Here is a 16,363-nt window from a genome sequence, read left to right as displayed (position 1 = left end):
AAAGCGCAATGGATTATTCTAAGTGCGGTTGATTGCGAATTCATTTTTTTGAAAAAAAGGCTTTTACGCTATCAAACCAACTGCGTCTACGTAAACTATGATTTTTACCGTCTTTTTCTAACAACACAGAAAAACGTTTTAATAATTCTTTTTGTTCTGTATTTAACTTTATTGGAGTTTCTACTGTAACATGACATATCAAATCCCCAATACCGCCGCTTCTTAAGACTTTTACACCTTTTCCTCGCAGGCGGAATTTCTTTCCACTTTGTGTTTCTGGAGGAACTGTTAAACGTACAGCACCATCCAATGTAGGAATTTCAACTTCTCCTCCTAAAGAAGCTGTGACAAAGTCTATAGGAACTTCTGAATGCAAATCGTTGCCTTCTCTGCGAAAAACAGGATGCGGTTTTACTTGAATCTGTACATAGAGATCCCCCGGAGGGGCTCCTAAAAGTCCCGCTTCGCCTTCACCAGAGAGCCGAATGCGATCTCCGGTATCAATTCCTTGAGGAATTTTAACAGACAAAGTTTTTGATTGCTGGCGGCGACCTTGTCCGTGGCAATCGAAGCAAGGGTCTTTAATGACTTGTCCTATTCCTCGACACGCAGAACACGTTTGTTGTACCTGTAAAAAACTGTGTTGCACACGCATCTGACCACTTCCTCCGCAGCGCTGACATGTAACCGAACTAGTGCCTTTTTTTGCACCACTTCCGTTACATGTTTTACAGTTCATCCAGGTCAAAACCTTAATTGTTTGCGTGATTCCATGGACAACTTCTTCTAGTGAAAGAAGAAGGTTATAGCTCAGATCAGATCCTCGTTGTTCTCGGGATCTACCACTAGTCTTTCCTCCTCCAAAGATATCCCCAAAAATGTCACCGAAAACATCTCCAAGATCTCCAAATCCAAAACTGCTGGAACTGCTTCCAAAAGATTGATCTACACTGGAATGACCGAATTGGTCATAAGAAGCGCGCTTGCGCGAATCGGAAAGCACTTCATAAGCTTCTCGTGCTTCCTTAAATTTTATTTCCGCATCTTTATCTCCCGGATTTCGATCCGGATGATATTTCATTGCTAAACGACGGAAGGCCTTTTTAATTTCTCCATCCGTTGCTGTACGACTAACCCCGAGAACTTCGTAGTAATCACGCTTTTCCATGGAAGACACATTCCTCCCAATTTCTTTCCAAGGAAAGACCAAACCAGAGGCTGAGTGAAAATTGTAAGATTCGTAAGACCAAAAACACAAGAAAAACTAACTGTTCCTGCAGTTTTTTCTTTCGCTTATTTATTGTCTTCATTCACATGCGTCTGCTTTTCGTCTTTGACCTCCTTAAATTCAGCATCAACTACATCTTCTCTTCCAGTTTTGGATTCTTTAGAAGAGCTTCTTGCACCACGCGAGTCGGATTCAGTATTTTTCTTAGCATAAACACGTTCAGCCAGTTTAGAAGAATACTCTGCTAACACCTTTGTTTTCTCCTCGATCGCACCTTTATCATTTCCTTTCATTACTTCTCTAAGCTCTTTAACTGCTTTCTCGATGGAATCCTTTTCGTCAGATGATATTCCATCATCTTTGTTTCCTAAGTCTTTTACAGCTTTTTCGGAAGCATGAATCATTGCATCGGCTTGATTTCTAGCATTTACCAACTCATGAAATTTGCGGTCCATCTCTCGATGCGTTTCAGCATCTTTTACCATTCTACCAACTTCTTCATCCGATAAACCACTGGAAGCTTTAATTACAATGGATTGCTCCTTACCAGTTGCCTTATCCTTCGCTGACACATGAAGAATACCGTTTGCGTCAATATCAAACGTTACTTCAATCTGAGACACACCACGCGGCGCTGGTGGAATATCCGTAAGATCGAAACGACCTAACGATTTATTCGCCGAAGCCATTTCTCTCTCTCCTTGTAAAACATGAACTGTAACGGCTGTCTGATTATCTTCGGCGGTTGAAAATATCTGATTGGCCTTTGTTGGAATTGTGGTGTTTTTATCAATCAATTTAGTCATAACCCCACCCAGAGTTTCAATTCCCAAAGACAGAGGCGTAACATCAAGTAACAATACATCTTTCACTTCTCCAGATAACACCGCTCCCTGAATAGCTGCTCCAATAGCTACTGCCTCATCCGGATTTACATCTTTACGCGCTTCTTTTCCAAAGAAGATTCTAACAGCTTCTTGAACCTTCGGCATACGAGTCTGGCCACCAACCAGAATCACATCGTCGATTTCAGAAACTTTAAGCCCGGTGTCTTTAATCGCTATCCTACAAGGTTCAATAGTTTTTTCAATCAAATCTTCCACCAACGACTCTAATTTAGCCCGAGTGATACGAATATTCAAATGCTTAGGGCCAGAAGCATCTGCGGTAATATAAGGTAGGTTAACGTCGGTTTGTTGACTAGACGAAAGTTCAATCTTTGCTTTTTCAGCTGCTTCTTTCAATCTCTGTAGCGCTAGAGGATCGCTATGCAAATCTACGCCAACATCTCTCTTAAACTCGCTGGCCAAGTAATCAATCAATCTAAGATCAAAATCTTCTCCTCCTAGAAAGGTATCGCCATTCGTAGCCAAAACCTCAAATTGATGTTCTCCATCTACTTCGGCAATCTCTATGATAGAAATATCAAACGTTCCTCCGCCCAAATCATAAACGGCGATTTTACGATCTCCTTTTTTCTTGTCCATTCCGTAAGCCAACGCCGCGGCAGTAGGCTCGTTAATGATACGTTTTACATTAAGATTTGCGATCTTTCCTGCATCCTTAGTCGCTTGACGCTGGGAATCATTAAAGTAAGCCGGTACTGTTATCACAGCATCTTCCACAGAATGCCCTAAATAATCTTCAGCTGCCTTTTTCATCTTCATAAGCACTTGCGCAGAAATTTGCGGAGGAGCCAGATCTTCTTGCTGACCGTCTTTCCCCACTACTCTTACCCAAGCATCTCCATTACTTGCCCTAGAGATTTTATACGGAACCATCTTAATGTCTTTTTGAACAACAACATCATCAAAGCGACGTCCAATTAAACGCTTGATCGCAAAAAGAGTTCGATTGGGATTCGTAACAGCTTGTCGCTTTGCAGATGCACCCACCAACACCTCTCCGTCTTTCGTATAAGCGACAGTTGACGGAGTGGTACGAGAACCCTCAGCGTTTTCGATCACCCGGACCTTTCCACCTTCCATCACCGCAACACAGGAGTTGGTAGTACCTAGATCAATACCAATAGTTTCAGCCATTCTTTCTCCTCTCAAACATCAAAACAAAAACAAAAAACCTACGAACCTAAATCAAAAAACTACAGAACCTACAACGCAACGCCTTCCCTAGCCTTCCCTAGATAAGAAGGTGGGGACAGGGTTTTGAGATTTCAAGTGAAATATACTAACAGTTTTCGACACAACCAAAAGTGAGGAGAATAAAAAATAGCGGCCATCGTAACTAGATGGCTATTCTACATTGCCTTCTAACACTACAAAACAAAACATCCGCTGGATTTTCTGTATTTTATTCATTATCCCAATTTTTTTAAAAATACCCATTTTCTTCCATGGCAACACTGAAGATTCTCTCTTCTACCAAACTGGTGTATCCTGAAACAGGATTTGATAAATAACCCTACTAATACAACCAAACTCCTAAAAATCCCCCCTTTTTTTAGGATAATTTTTATGTACTGTTCTAACTTGTTGAAACAACGACTCTTGCTGCCCGTAACACTCGTCCATTGAGTTGATAGCCTTTTTGTACTATTTGAACGATCGTATCGCGTTCGGTATCTGGAATGTTCTGGACAGCCACAGCTTCATGAAGTTCTGGATTAAAAAGATCACCTAGTGTAGGACTGATGGTTCCGACTCCATGTTTTTCAAAAATTTTGTGCAGTAAATCCAGTGTTAGTTTCATCCCTTCGCGTAAACTCTCAGAATGTAAATCTGTCAATTTTTGACTTTCGAGACCGTGAGTCAAACTATCAACCACCGGTAACAGATCCATAACTAGTTTTTCTACAGCATATTTTATAGTATTTGCAATCTCCCTCTCCGTCCGCTTTCGTAAATTATCCATTTTTGCTTGCAAACGCATATACTGAGTCTTGTACTCATCCAATTGTTTTACCAAATCAACAACCTTAATTTCAGGAACCTTAATTTCAGGTGTCTCGGCTTTCTCATGATCGGTCTTTTCCAATTTTTCTTTATGCTGACCTATCTCTTGAATGGCATCGCTTTCCATTTTTATTGCCTTATCTTCTTGAAATACTTTCCCTACTGTACTGTTGTTATTATTGGATTCGTTTTCAAATTCAGATTGTTCTTTCGTGTTCATTTAGACCTCTTCGTTATACGATATACGATACTGTCCGATAGTAAATCAAATACAGAACTCTGTATGTAAAATATACCTTAGGAGTTTAACTGTCTGAATCTTAGAAATTTTTCTAACCTCTTTCCTCTATAACAGAGCAAAGAGACGTTTCTTCTGTCTTTAATAAAAAAGTGAAGAAAACAGTCTATACATTCTTTCTTTAAGAGATTCAAGTTTTAATTGAAAATTAAGTAAATCCAATTTAGTAAAAATACTTACTTTCCAACTAATTCACCACTTCAAATTTCATGATAACCCACTATACAACTTGATGGTTTTCTTTTTTTAAAAAAGTTATTCTCAATTCTTAAATGAACAATCCATCATTTCGCCAGATTGCGCTCATGGGAAGAAAAGGAGTTGAAGGGGTTTCAGACACTTTAAAGGCCCTAAAAACACACCTTGTATCTTTAGGCAGAATTCTTTTTATTGAAGAACACACTGCTCATATGTTAGACAACCAAGATTTGATTGTACTACCAGCTCATCGATTGAAAGAAAAAGCGGATTTGTTAGTAGTAGTGGGGGGAGATGGAAGTCTACTTGACGCTGCGCATATTGCTGTTCCTCAAGAACTTCCTGTTCTAGGAATTAATCGAGGAAATCTCGGATTTCTCACAGATATCACTCCCAATAATCTCTTAAAGATTAACACCATTTTAGAAGGCAATTACAAAAAGGAAACACGATTCCTTTTAGAAATGACTGTCGAGTACAAAGGAAAAATTATTACTCAAGGAATTGCGCTTAATGATGTTGTATTGCTTTCAGGAAAAATCACAAAAATGATCAAATTCGATATCTTGATAAACAACGACTTCGTATGTAGTCAATGTGCTGATGGATTAATTGTTACCACTCCAACAGGATCAACCGCTTATTCTCTATCAGGTGGTGGGCCTATTTTACATCCACAATTGGATGCTATTGCTCTAGTATCAATGTTTCCCCATACTTTGAGTAGTCGTCCTATCGTTGTTCAAGCTCACAGCCAAATAAAAATAAAGATTTCTTCTCAAAACGAAGTGCCGCTGTCTGTAAGTAACGATGGAAAGTACCAAGCGGAATTAACAACGGGAAGCAATATTTGCATCCATAAATATAAGTATTTATTGCATCTTATTCATCCAAACGATTACAATTATTATGATACACTGCGTCGTAAGTTGGGTTGGGAAAGACGAGACTAGAAAGAATACATCTTCACTAAAATTGAACATCTCAAAATCCTCATCTTCACTTGAGGATGACACATCATCAGCTCAATACCGAAAAATGACCTTATAACCAATCACAAAAACAGCATACCTATATCATAAATTGTTTACTAACAGTAAAAGCTCTTCTGTATTTTGTGGAAGTATATATCTACACGTATTTTGGTACCTACACACAACAAGTTTTACTGTGTCTATAAACAACAATTCTAAAATTCTAATCCTTCCTTGTTTTCAGACATCCATTCTTTTAGCGGAGGGGGCCTATATCTATCCTTACAGATACAGAGGGGAGTGGAAAGGATTGACAATTATACATTTTATGTTCGTATTGACGGAAACTGGTTCAAATGCAGAGAAAATTCCGTAGATTATCCGTGTTTTTTCGACGGTTGATGAGTAGAAGTTGGTAAAACAAATAAGAAATTCTTTTGTAGTCTGTGTCTTCTTGAGATCAGAGACAGGGTAAAGGACGGTAGATTTCAATTCGGTCACCGTCTTTTATCCCAGTGTCTGGGGTAGTGCGTTTGCCGTAAATTCCTACACAAGATCGAGACAAATCAATTTCGGGGAATCGTTGTAAAATGCCTGATCGTTTAATTGCTACAGCTACAGTACATATTCTCTCTACTGTTAGTGGAACCTCCACTTGCATTTCAGGTGTAGCATAACAAACACTAACGGTAATCATCTTCTTACTGTAGAAAATAATCCATCAAATGTCTACAACAGACTGTCTGGAGAAACACCATAATTTTTACAAGACCATTCTACATTTTACATCTATCACAACAGAGGAGACAACAGAGGAAGATATGCGGCTGGCTTTACAAGATATACAATATTCAAATTCAGTATACAAAACTGTTTGATCATTTGTTTATGGTAAAATCTCCAATTTGGAAAAAGAAATTCATGTTCTTTTTGAATATTGAATAATCGCGCGTATGGAAAAATCAGCACTCCATGTGATTGTCCTAAATAAGACGATACTTTATAGATTTTATGTTGAACAACAATTAGAAGCGGGATTGGTACTGGAAGGTTGGGAAGTTAAAAGCATCCGGGCCGGACACATTCAACTTCGAGATAGTTATATTACTCTTAAGAATGCAGAGGCTTGGTTGATAGAATCGCATTGTTCACCGTTATCTAACACAACTCTTCGCGTAAAATTCGATCCCAAGAGGCCACGTAAATTGCTCCTAAAAAAATATGAGATCCGTAGGTTGTTTAATACAGTACAAAAGAAACAATTCACCATCGTTCCCCTAGATTTTCATTGGTACAAAAATCGTATCAAGACCACAATTGCTTTGGTGAGAGGAAAAAAAATGTACGACAAACGAGAAACGATCAAACGTCGAGAATGGGAACGCAAAAGACATAATGTCTTTGTGTAGAAAGTTTGTCAACAGAAGGGGGGCATTCTGCATAACATAAAAAAAGAGAAAAATTGTTTCAGTTATGGACTTTACTTTTGGAGATAAAGTTCTTATGATCTGGATCGAGGAAAATTTAGGGGGGTGACAGGATTCGACGTAAATTTTAGGCCGAAGACGCATGCCGAGTCGGCAACATAGGCTCGTAAAATCTTTCAGTTGCAACTTTGTATATCTGCAAACGATACACAATACGCTATAGCTGCTTAATTTATTGGTAGCTATCCACAAATCGGAATTTGCTTGTAGTTTCCGAGCAGTGGTCATAATCACAACAAGATCGCTATCTAAAAGATGCCCCGAATTTTGGATCTGGCTAAAAACATATGGGGATTGCGACTACACAATATGTTCCGCTCGTCGAGCACTCTAGTCGTACAAACACAGAAGGCGATGCTACGCATGTAGTTGTCGGAGGTGGAAAATTTTTCGGACGCGGGTTCAATTCCCGCCACCTCCACCACACCAAACCAAACCAAATTTTTGCAAAAGCAAATTGTTGTGAATCAAATTTAAATAAATTGTAAATATAATCAACAGCCGCTCTCCAATTTTTTATTTGCCCAATACCTTTGTGTATCCAATCGTAGATCTCATCAATCCTCATCCGATAAAAGCATGGCCATAAACAACTTCAATTGTTACCGGAATGAGACAATTTTCGTCCCGGTACTTTTCATAGGCTTGTAGCATTTTTTCCCATTGACTCTTTCCCATTAATCCTCGGGCTCTATTCTGAGCGACGTTATGCGCACCTATCGATTTTAAATCTACTATGATCTGAAGAACAGAAGAATAGCGGACAGTTAGATAATCTACATCCACAACAGGGTCAATGAAATGTAATTGAGTTAGTATATCGCCAATATCGTGCATGTCGTAGAAAGAGTGGACGTGTTGCTTTTCATCAGAAAAGCTTTCCCGCAATTCTTTCAACGTATCCGGCCCAACAGTGCTGAACAATAAGAACCCTTCTGGTTTCAGAATTCTTTTACATTCCAAAAGAGTTTTTTGAAGATCCGAAGACCACTGGAATGTCAAATTAGAAAAAATCAAGTCGACTGATTGGTCTGAAAAAGGCAAAAGAGTATATTCTGCCACTAGCATTTTAGGCAGACGACTCCGAAAACATTTCTTAGAACTCTTTAGTAAAGAAAGAGAAAAATCAAGACTAACAACGTCTGAATTTTTGTAGCGATTCAACAAAGCTCTTGTTGTATAGCCTGTACGACTACCAAAATCTACTACTCGAACAGGATCAAGACGAATAAAATCCAGCCGGTCTAAAAGTCGATTGGCAATGACGCACAAAATACCTACCGATTCGTAATTTTCAGAAACTGATTCAAGAGCTTTTGTTATCGCTTGATTATCCAGTACCAAAGAATATTTCCATCTTGTATCAATCCTTAACCAATTTGAATTTCACTCTCAGACTAACGAATCTCTAGTTTAAGTAACAGTCTAAGACCGAAACACCAACAACCAATTAAACAATCACACTCTCTCACACTCTCTTCGAGAATAAATCCGTAACAGTTCCTTCAAACACTTCACACGACGACTTTATGGTTTCCGATAGAGTCGGATGGGGATGAATTGTAAGCGCAACATCCCCCGCATTACAGCCCATTTCGATTGCTAGAGCTATTTCAGAAATCAGATCACCGGCATTTATTCCAACAACGCCGCCTCCAATAATGGTACCACTTTCATCAAAAAGCAATTTAGTAAATCCTGTACTACGACCTAAGGACAAAACACGACCATTAGCTGACCAAGGAAATATACTTTTATTATACCTGATGTTTGTACTACTTGCCTCGTTTTCTGTCAGACCAACCCACGCAACTTCAGGATTTGTATAGGCCACAACCGGAATACAACGAGCGTCATTATAGTACCTCTTATTGGATATAACCTCAGCTGCCAGTCGCCCTTCATACGTTGCCTTATGCGCCAGCATAGGCTGGCCAACAACATCACCGACGGCATAAATGTGCGAAACGTTTGTTCGCATCTGATTATCTACTGAAATAAATCCTCTATCGTCGATCCTAATCCCTGCCTTTTTTACATCAATCGATCCACTATTGGGACAACGACCGACAGCTACCAAAATACGATCATATTTTTTTGTTCTCTTAGATACAGTTTTACTGTCGTCATCGAAAGTTACGTACAATCCGTCTTCTTTAGGCACTATTTCTCTGATAGTGGTCTTCAACAAAATCTCTTCATAATTTTTTTGGATACATTGGTACAGAGGTTGCACTACATCCGCATCTGCTCCAGGAATAATTCGGTCCGTTTGTTCCACTATGCTGATTTTTCCACCTAAAGCATGATAAATTGTAGCCATTTCTAAACCAATAATTCCTGCTCCTATTATCAATAAATTCCCTTTCACATCCTGTAACTCCAACGCATCTGTAGAATTCATTATTCGGGGATCTTTAGGAACATAAGGAAGCTTTATCGGTCGTGACCCTACAGCAACAACCGCTTGCTCAAAATGAACAACATCTCTTGTACCAACAAGAGACAACTCATGAAGAGAATCGAACTTTCCATAACCTGTAATAAGCTCTATGTTTCGATCTCTTGCTAGAACTTTCAAACCAATTGCTAACTTTTTAATAACACCCTCTTTCCATTCGCAGATTTTTCTTACGTCTAGATCAGATTTTCCAAAATCTACACCAAAAGATTGCATATTACTGATGTCATCAATAATTTTAGCTATATGTAATAGAGATTTTGAAGGGATACAACCAACATGTAAACACACACCCCCGATTGCTTCATATTGTTCTACCAGAACGACTTTTTTTCCTAGATCAGCAGCCCGAAACGCTGCAGCATATCCTCCCGGGCCACCACCCAATACTACAATCTCGGTCTTAATTTCCTTTTTCATTTTTTCTTTTCTCTCTTTTTCTCTCATTAGTAGTTTTTAAATACAAATTACAATAATAAGTTTCTAACGTCTGATAAGCATTCTGACAAATAAACGATAAATCGCGCTCCATCAACACCGTCTACAACGCGATGATCGTAAGATAAACTCAACGGCAACATAAGTCGGGCTCTACAACAGATACTGTTGTCAGAAGAACAGATCGATTTCCATTGCATTTGTGCGATTCCTAGAATCGCTACCTCGGGTGCATTAATAATTGGCGTAAAGAACGCACCTCCAATGTTTCCCAAACTAGAAATACTAAAACACCCACCTTGCATATCGTATAAACTTAATCCGATGGTACGAGCTTTAGTGCTAATATCATCCAGTTCTTTGGCTAATTCAATCAGCCCCTTTTTGTCCGCGTTCCGAATAACGGGAACTACTAGCCCTTTAGGTGTGTCAACCGCTACACCGATATGAAAGTATCTTTTCAAAATCAGATACTCTCCTGAAGAATCTAAAGAAGCATTAAAACAAGGAAGATATTTGAGTGTGCTTATTACTGCTTTGATGACAAAAGCCAGAAGAGTCAATCGGATTTTATTTTTTTCTGCGTAATTCTGCCGAAATTTTTCAAGTTCGGTAACGTCTGTTTCTCCAAATTGAGTCACGTGAGGAATAGTCGTCCAATTTCGAGCAAGATTAACACCCGAAACCTTCTTAATTTTAGACAAAGCTTCTTTTTCTATAGGACCAAATTTGGAGAAATCAATTTTATGAGGTACAAGAAAAGGCGAACCTCCTAAACTTCTTAGAAGTTCTCTCTTTTCCTCGAAAATTTTTAATTTTTTTAATTGTTGCCTTATATATTTTTGCAGATCTTCTCTGAGAACACGACCTTTTTTACCAGTCCCCTTAATGTCTGATAGATTGACACCAAATTCCCGAGCAATTCTACGAACGACCGGCCCTGCGTATACAACAGCAGGATTAAAACTTCCGTTTTCAGAACTTCCTAAAGAAATTTCTTTTGTCTGAGACTTCTCCCTTGATTCTTTCTTTTCCAATTGTCGATTTTTAAGAGTTCCTCTGATTTGTTTACCAAATTCTTTTCCTTTCTTCTTTTCTTGTACCTCAACAGTTAAAATCTCATCTCCTTCTTTAACTTTATCCCCAATCTTGACTTTAATATCTTTGATTCTACCTGAAAACGGCGACGGAATATCCATAGAAGCCTTATCACCTTCCAAAGTAATCAAACCGTCCTCTTTTTCTACTCGATCGCCTAGCTCTACTAGTATTCCAACGACATCAACTGTGGACGTCCCATTAAGATCCGGTACAAAAACTTTTTCTACTGGATTTATCACTGATCTCTCCTTCTATCTTACCCAAGGATCGGGTCGATCCGGATTAACATCCAATTCTTGCATAATTTTCTCGAGTCGGTTCTTTGTAAACTCATTTTGATCCGATAGAGCTTTCAACGCTGTATATACCACCATATTAGTGTCCACTTCAAAAAAGTTTCGCAATACAGATCGTGAATCACTACGGCCAAATCCATCAGTCCCTAACACATAATAGGGTTTTTTAATTGCTTGACGAATTTGATTTGCTAGCAATTTCGTATAATCTGTAGCAGCAATCACCGGACCTTTTCGGTCACTAAGGCATTTTTCCACATAGCTCATCCTGGGAGTTTTTTGCGGATGCAAACGATTGTACCGATCTACAGATTCAATATCACAACGTAATAGATTAAAACCAGGAACACTCCAAATATCTGCAGCTACGTTAAATTTTTGTTCTAAAATTTCTCCAGCGGCAATGACCTCTCGCAAAATAGCCCCTGCTCCCAACAACTGCACACACCGAGAGAATTTTCTGTTACCTTCTTTAAAGAGATACATTCCCTTAGTAATGCCTTCTTCAATCCCATTAGGCATATGAGGATGTTGATAATTTTCATTCATAAGTGTAATGTAATAAAATACATTCTCTTTATTTCGATACATACGACGCAGGCCATCCTGAATAATTACGGCCAACTCATAACCAAAAGTGGGATCGTATGTTCGGCAAGTAGGTACCATACCAAACATCAACAAATTATGAGAATCTTGATGTTGTAATCCTTCACCCGATAGTGTTGTCTTTCCTGATAACCCTCCTAAAATAAAACCTCGTGATTGCATATCCGCAGCAGCCCACACCAAATCTCCCACACGCTGATATCCGAACATCGCGTAGTATACGTAGAACGGAATTAGTGGATAACCATTGTTAGCGAAAGACGTAGCAGCGGCGATCCAACTGGAAATAGCCCCCGCTTCCGAAATACCTTGCTGAAGCATCTGTCCCGATTGATGTTCACGATAGTATACCAATTTTTTTTCATCTTCCGGAGTATATTGTTGCCCTTTTGCCGAATAAATACCGGATTGACGAAATAAGCCTTCCAATCCGAGAGTTCGAGCTTCATCGGCCACAATAGGAACAATTCGTTCTTTGATATTCTTATCTTTTAACAACAACCCTATAATTCGAGAAAATACTGTTCCGGTTGAAATCGAGCGCGTACCAGTACCTTTCAAAATCGGATCAAAAAAGTTCAAATCTGGAATCTCTAAAGAACTGTAAGAGCCGTCACGAATTGGTAACGGACCACCTAATTTTGCACGTTTTTTATACAAATATTGTAACTCAGTAGTTTTTTCAACGGGTTTATAAAATTTTAAATCTCTTACCTCTTCGTCCGACAAGGGCAAAGAAAATCGATCCCGAAACATCCTTAAACCTCTTTCACTAATTTCTCCTAGATTGTGGGCAATATTTTTTGACTCTCCTTCTTGACCATAACCAAACCCTTTAACAGTTTTCATTAACAAAACTGTCGGCTTTCCGGTTTCTTTTAACGCTTCTGTATAGGCTGCATAGACTTTCTGAGGATCGTGGCCCCCTTCTACTAATTGCTCCAGTTCGTCATCACTCATATCAGAAACATATTTCTTTAATCCACAATATTTTCCAAACAAATGTTCACGTAAGTAAGCGCCATCTTTTGCGCGACACGCTTGGTATTCTCCATCCACCATCTCGCTTAAGCATTTTAACAACAGACCAGATTTATCTTTTTGAAACAACCGTTCCCAATTATGTCCCCAAATAACCTTGATTACTCGCCAACCTGCTCCTCGAAAAACTCCATCCAATTCCTGGATAATGTTTCCATTTCCTGAAACAGGACCATCAAGACGTTGTAAATTGCAGTTAACGATAAATATTAAATTATCAAGGCACTCACGACTCGCTACTAACAATCCGCCCAAAGTTTCAGGCTCACCTGTTTCTCCATCTCCACAAAAAACCCAAACTTTTCGTCTTGTTGTATCGATCAATCCTCGATGATGCAAATATTTCAACAATTGTGCTTGATAAATGCCCATCAAGGGGCCAAGTCCCATTGAAACTGTTGGAAATTGCCAAAAATGAGGCATTAAGTGCGGATGCGGATAGGAAGAGATCCCTTTCCCTAAAGCTTCTTCACGGAAATGGAGTAACTCGTCTGTACTGATCCTTCCTTCAAGGAAAGCACGCGCGTAAATACCCTCTGATGAATGACCTTGAAAAAAAACTAAATCATTCGAACGAAAAAAATAATTTAGACCCACTTCAATCAAAGTCGCTATCGAAGCATAACTGGAAAGATGCCCCCCTAACCCTAGTTTTTTTCGACTTGCGCGCATCACCATAGCGAGCGCATTCCATCGCATATAATTTGTGACTCGTTGGAGAATTTTTATTTCGTTTTGAGGTAGTGTGGTTTCTACACTAGCAGGAATTGTATTTACGTACGGAGTGTGGATATCGTTAGGAACAAGTACGCCAATTTTTGCAGCGTGCGTCCACAGTCTCTTCAAGAGAGATTGGGCACGTTCAACACCTTGGTATCTGACAACTGAATCGAGAGCTTCATTCCATTCTTGGAATTCTTTTGGATCGGAATCGCGGTAATTTACATTTCTTTCCATCTTGCAAACCTGTACAAAATTACAAAATATAAAATATTGTGATTGTCTTCCCTCTTAAGAATAGATTTTTCTACACAACACAATGAAAAACTAGCACCTCTATTAATAATAATCATAATCGGATTGTAAATAATGCTATTACTACAATCCACATCCAAAACGCTCGATTGATCAATATAGTAACAGATGCCAATTCTTCTGAAAGCAACATATAATCCTTCTCGATGCCTGACGCAATTAACCCGCATTCAACAATCTGCTTTTGGACGGAAGTATTCCCGGTATACATATGAAAACACCACCGTTCAAACGTTTCTGCAAAACGACCCACAAGAGCAAAAGTAATCCCAGTCAGTTGTGTAGGCCCCCAATCTAGTACGCTCTGTATCCCAATTGCCGAGAACAACAAACTATCTTCTTCTGAAGAAGATTCTTCTGTAGTGCGATTTAAATCCCTTACCAGGGCGTAAAGAACTACACCTGTTGATCCAAGAACTAATAGCCAAAAAATCGGTGCGAAGACGAACCGATAGGATCGAGTCAGGAACTCATCGATCGGCGTATCAATCACTCTTTCCAAAGAAAGAGTACGTGCGTCTGTATGATACCACAAAATCACTACTGTCAGAAAAAAATCACCAACTATCGTCAAGAAAAAATGAACAAAGAGGGCAAACAGAATGTAGACAACCAATAGCGGTAAAATAACACCGATGCCACCAACTCTGTACCAAAAGTACGAATATCTATATTTCTTTTCTATCCATTGGAGATAAGTGTCAAACCAACGACTTTTCCTGCTGTTATAACTGCTAAAATGCAAACATTTCTGTATTATTAAACATAATAAAATGACGATCAAATCCATAAACTACTTTTTTCTGTGCTGTAATTAGTGTATTTTTATAGTGTTACTCATCGTGATGTAACCTCAATCTCTGCGCAGACGATCGGATATCGCCAAAGGTGTTGGATACTTGATAACTACCCAGTACGAAGAAATAACGAAAGATAGTATGGTAGCGCTTTCGATTAGATAGGCCGATCGATCCGAGATAATATGACTACTAAGAGCCATATAAGCAATAATTAGAGAAAACTCACTGATTTGACCCAAACGTATACCCACTTCCCAGGCTATCTGCTTAGATTCTCCCACCCAATGTAATAACATCCGGTACGTTAAAGGTTTTATTCCGATTAACAATGTGAGTAAAATTAAAGCTGGGACAATAACAACAGGTAAAAAATTAAGGTCGAACGTAGCTCCTACAGAAAAGAAAAATAAAACCAAAAAAAAATCTCGTATTGGTTTTAAACTCTCAGAAATATAAACAGATACAGGCCTTGAAGCTAAACTAACTCCAGCAATAAAAGCACCGACTTCTCCTGATAGTCCTAATAATGAAGCTAGTTGCGCCATACTAAGACACCACCCAATTGCCAATAAAAAAAGATACTCCTTAATCCTGTTGAATTTAGAAAATAGAGAAAACAAAACAAGCCGACCAAATAAATAAGAAAAAACTAGAATAGCGGGAAACCCTAATACTACCAAACCAATATCAACCAGAACCCTACCTTTTTGAGAAGCTCCATGCAACAAAAATAGAACTGCAATAGCAATCAAGTCTTGCAAAAGAAGAACACTAATCATTACTTCTCCGATGTGCTGATGATGCAAAATTGTAGTTGGTAACAATTTAATTCCAATAATGGTACTGGAAAACATCACAGCACCACCAACTACCAAACATTCTGCTGTCAAATAGCCAAAAAGATAAGCGACAAGATATCCCATCGCCGCAAAAAAGATCGAGCTGATAAAGGCTATCCATATAATTTCTTTAAAGGTGGTAATCAATTTCTGTGGAGGTAAATTAAGACCTAAAAGGAACAACAAAAAAATAATTCCAACGTCGCTAACTGTTCTGAGCATATCGATATCGGAAATTAATTTTAATCCCCACGGTCCAAACAAAATCCCTAACAGTATATAAGCCACCAACATCGACTGATGAGTCATCAAAGCAAAAGTCGATAAAACAGCCGCACCAGAGAAAATAAGAAAGATAGAGAAGATTATGTCGTGTTCTATATGCATAATCCCACATCGATCCTCATGTGATGCTTTTGGATGGGAATAAAGTCAAGGATATATTACGCTCTACCGTATCTTTCCAAGACGCCGTTACAATCATTAGAGTACTTTAAATAAAAAAACTTTATTTATCCTCTTAGTAACAAAAAAGTAAAAACCAAAACTGGGTACCACTTAAGTTAGTTTTTCTAAATTAATTTAGACAACTTTCGTTTTCTTTTTCTTCTAGCTAGACGAAATTGAAGAACAAAATTTTACTCTA

11 protein-coding genes, 1 other RNA gene and 1 pseudogene are annotated in these 16,363 nt (G+C 38.7%); 3 read left to right on the top strand and 10 right to left on the bottom strand.

The window, feature by feature from the left end:
* Positions 1 to 40: 40 nt before the first annotated feature.
* The 3 genes from dnaJ to grpE form a co-directional block, all read right to left on the bottom strand.
* A complete protein-coding gene (gene dnaJ / locus EGQ50_RS01955) occupies positions 41 to 1,168 on the bottom strand; it encodes a molecular chaperone DnaJ (RefSeq protein WP_159748080.1) in 1,128 nt (375 codons plus the stop codon).
* Between the two features lie 125 nt (positions 1,169 to 1,293).
* Positions 1,294 to 3,270 carry a molecular chaperone DnaK gene (dnaK, locus tag EGQ50_RS01950; protein WP_159748078.1) on the bottom strand — a complete coding sequence of 659 codons (1,977 nt, stop codon included), beginning with the start codon at positions 3,268 to 3,270 and terminating at the stop codon, positions 1,294 to 1,296.
* Positions 3,271 to 3,712: 442 nt separating this feature from the next.
* Positions 3,713 to 4,360 carry a nucleotide exchange factor GrpE gene (gene grpE, locus EGQ50_RS01945; protein ID WP_159748076.1) on the bottom strand — a complete coding sequence of 216 codons (648 nt, stop codon included), beginning with the start codon at positions 4,358 to 4,360 and terminating at the stop codon, positions 3,713 to 3,715.
* A 350-nt stretch (positions 4,361 to 4,710) separates the two neighbouring features.
* Between grpE and EGQ50_RS01940 the strand changes: the two genes are divergently transcribed.
* Complete coding sequence (locus EGQ50_RS01940) at positions 4,711 to 5,589, top strand: NAD(+) kinase (protein WP_159748074.1); 879 nt, start codon at positions 4,711 to 4,713, stop codon at positions 5,587 to 5,589.
* A 493-nt stretch (positions 5,590 to 6,082) separates the two neighbouring features.
* Here the strand turns inward: EGQ50_RS01940 and EGQ50_RS01935 are convergent.
* A pseudogene (locus tag EGQ50_RS01935) lies at positions 6,083 to 6,307 on the bottom strand (RnfH family protein); the annotation flags it as partial.
* A 256-nt stretch (positions 6,308 to 6,563) separates the two neighbouring features.
* Here EGQ50_RS01935 and smpB point away from each other — a divergent pair.
* Positions 6,564 to 7,019: an SsrA-binding protein SmpB gene (gene smpB, locus EGQ50_RS01930; protein ID WP_159748070.1), complete on the top strand. Its 456-nt coding sequence runs from the start codon at positions 6,564 to 6,566 to the stop codon at positions 7,017 to 7,019.
* Between the two features lie 119 nt (positions 7,020 to 7,138).
* Positions 7,139 to 7,521: a transfer-messenger RNA gene (gene ssrA, locus EGQ50_RS01925) on the top strand.
* Positions 7,522 to 7,661: 140 nt separating this feature from the next.
* Here the strand turns inward: ssrA and EGQ50_RS01920 are convergent.
* The 6 genes from EGQ50_RS01920 to EGQ50_RS01895 all read right to left on the bottom strand — a co-directional run bounded on the left by EGQ50_RS01920 (position 7,662) and on the right by EGQ50_RS01895 (position 16,104).
* A complete protein-coding gene (locus EGQ50_RS01920; RefSeq protein ID WP_159748068.1) occupies positions 7,662 to 8,441 on the bottom strand; it encodes a methyltransferase domain-containing protein in 780 nt (259 codons plus the stop codon).
* Positions 8,442 to 8,565: 124 nt separating this feature from the next.
* Positions 8,566 to 9,978, bottom strand: a complete 1,413-nt coding sequence (gene lpdA / locus EGQ50_RS01915; protein ID WP_159748066.1) for a dihydrolipoyl dehydrogenase — start codon at positions 9,976 to 9,978, stop codon at positions 8,566 to 8,568.
* 47 nt (positions 9,979 to 10,025) lie between these two features.
* Entirely contained in the window at positions 10,026 to 11,336 is a 1,311-nt protein-coding gene (locus EGQ50_RS01910; RefSeq protein WP_159748064.1) for a 2-oxo acid dehydrogenase subunit E2, read from the bottom strand.
* Positions 11,337 to 11,348: 12 nt separating this feature from the next.
* Positions 11,349 to 14,000 carry a pyruvate dehydrogenase (acetyl-transferring), homodimeric type gene (gene aceE, locus EGQ50_RS01905; RefSeq protein WP_159748062.1) on the bottom strand — a complete coding sequence of 884 codons (2,652 nt, stop codon included), beginning with the start codon at positions 13,998 to 14,000 and terminating at the stop codon, positions 11,349 to 11,351.
* 112 nt (positions 14,001 to 14,112) lie between these two features.
* Positions 14,113 to 14,868 carry a regulatory signaling modulator protein AmpE gene (gene ampE, locus EGQ50_RS01900; protein ID WP_159748060.1) on the bottom strand — a complete coding sequence of 252 codons (756 nt, stop codon included), beginning with the start codon at positions 14,866 to 14,868 and terminating at the stop codon, positions 14,113 to 14,115.
* A gap of 63 nt (positions 14,869 to 14,931) precedes the next feature.
* A complete protein-coding gene (locus EGQ50_RS01895) occupies positions 14,932 to 16,104 on the bottom strand; it encodes a cation:proton antiporter domain-containing protein (protein WP_159748058.1) in 1,173 nt (390 codons plus the stop codon).
* Between the last annotated feature and the right edge of the window lie 259 nt (positions 16,105 to 16,363).

The organism is Coxiella endosymbiont of Amblyomma sculptum, from assembly GCF_009883795.1.
GTDB lineage: Bacteria > Pseudomonadota > Gammaproteobacteria > Coxiellales > Coxiellaceae > Coxiella.
The sequence above is the reverse complement of the archived record's forward strand: the minus strand, read 5'-3'. Positions and strand labels throughout refer to the sequence as shown.